The 1715-nt window shown below is 55.7% G+C and carries 2 protein-coding genes; one reads left to right on the forward strand and one right to left on the reverse strand.

What is annotated here, in order from left to right; all coding sequences use genetic code 11:
• Nucleotides 1–188 precede the first annotated feature (188 nt).
• The gene (locus Q0897_RS15990; protein WP_299310416.1) at nucleotides 189–1361 is read right to left on the reverse strand and encodes a hypothetical protein; all 1173 of its coding nucleotides are present in this window, start codon (nucleotides 1359–1361) and stop codon (nucleotides 189–191) included.
• A 99-nt stretch (nucleotides 1362–1460) separates the two neighbouring features.
• On the opposite strand from Q0897_RS15990, the gene Q0897_RS15995 reads away from it, so the two are divergent.
• A partial coding sequence (locus Q0897_RS15995) for a hypothetical protein (RefSeq protein ID WP_299310418.1) occupies nucleotides 1461–1715 on the forward strand: 255 nt, incomplete at its 3' end.

Consider the following 1715-nt stretch of genomic DNA (forward strand, 5'->3'; position numbering starts at 1 on the left):
ATTTGAACATTGATTTCCAATGAGCGTTGCACTTCAAAATAATAACGACGTGATGCCACTGGGAAATATCAATAATTTTTATTGAACCGCACCAAAAACTTCAAGATAAATCATTGGTATGACAAATCCCATAAGGTTTTGTCGCGGTTCGTAAAATCAAAGCCGATGTTTTATCGTATATGCAACGCTCAACTCACTTGCATTGGTTTGGTCCAGGCGTGGGGGATATTGGTTGCACCTGCTGCTACGACCATGCAGGCAAGTTCCCTGCCTGTATCTTCGGGACTCAGGGTGAATGTCGTGCCCTGGACCGCCGTTTCCGGGTAGCCATCGATATGCCAGTAGTAATCAATGTTCTGAATGCCGGTCAGCTTCGGATCACATGTGACCACATTGCCGTCGCGGGACAGCGTGGGACACTCTGAAAACGGGAACGGAACGGTTTCAGGATAGACCACCGCGTCGCGCTGCAAAATCTCGACCCAATCGAACCATGCCCGATAACGTGCCGGCTCCATCGCCCGGTTGGCATCGCCCATGTCGGTGGTGGTCAGTCCGCCTTCGCCGTCATTCCACAGTCGATTGCCTTCGCCGTCGAGCTGCTGTGTTTCGGTTGCCGGAACCCATGCCTCGGTGTTGCGACGAATGCAGGTGTTGAGAACAAAATACCATTCTTCCAACATGCACTGGTTCGTCGGCCAACGGGCAATTTCGATGAAGCCGCTGCGGTCCATCGGGTCGGTATTGCCGGTCGGGTCGATACACCAATAGGTATAGTCGGGGTCGACACGGATTTCCAGCGTGCGCCACTGATTGTCCCACGGTTGCAGGTCAATGGGCCAGCCTCGTTCCTTCTCGATCCGCGAACCGACCATCTTGCGAGAGCCGACCTGTTTCGGCGTATAACTGCCAAAATGCGCCTCCCACATATGATGGGAGCAAAGGTTCGCAAATGTCGGGGACTTGGCGTCCGGCTCGATGAAATCGTGTTCCATGCGATGTTCGTGATGCATGTATCGGGCATTGCGCGAATAGCCCCACAGCCCCCAGAACAGTTCTCCGCCGGTCGTGGCGGGATCGTCAATGGCGTCGTATTTGAACCGGGCGCGAAAGACGTAGCCGCCCTTGAAGCCCCGCCCGTAATTGCCATCGCTGACGGTATAAACCGCTGCCGACGCCCACCGGCCACGATCCTTGTCGAAGGCGTTGTGCAGTTTCAGATAGCCGCGATCCTTGTCCCATTCGTAAATATCCGGCCGCTGTGTGGGCGTCGGCATTTCGGGGTTGTTCCCCGCGTGATCGCCGCCCACCGCCGGGTTCCAGCCCGGCCCATGCCACAGTGCGCCGCCCGGCTTGTCCATTTTCGAATTGGTGACGGTATATTTCTTGTCGAAGTCGTCGAAAAACACCCGCCGATAGCCTCCTTCGCCGCGCGGAACGTCGGGTGCCGCTTCTCCGCGATGGACAAACAAATGGTCGTCATTCGTTTGATGGTCGATCTTCCACTGGTTCCACTGATCGTAATCGGGCCGGAAAAAATAAGGGAAATCGTCCGCCTCGATCAGCGGCGCCTCCGCCTTGTAGGGATGATCGTCGGGAAGCATCGCCAACTGTCCGACCCGGCGCGCCGCCCAGCCTTCCAACTTGCGGATAAACTTCTCGCTCACCTCGCCCTGTCCGAAAATAAGGCAGTTCAACGATATATCGCAGGTGTC

It is taken from the genome of uncultured Croceicoccus sp. (assembly GCF_947496385.1).
In the GTDB taxonomy this organism is placed as follows: domain Bacteria; phylum Pseudomonadota; class Alphaproteobacteria; order Sphingomonadales; family Sphingomonadaceae; genus Croceicoccus.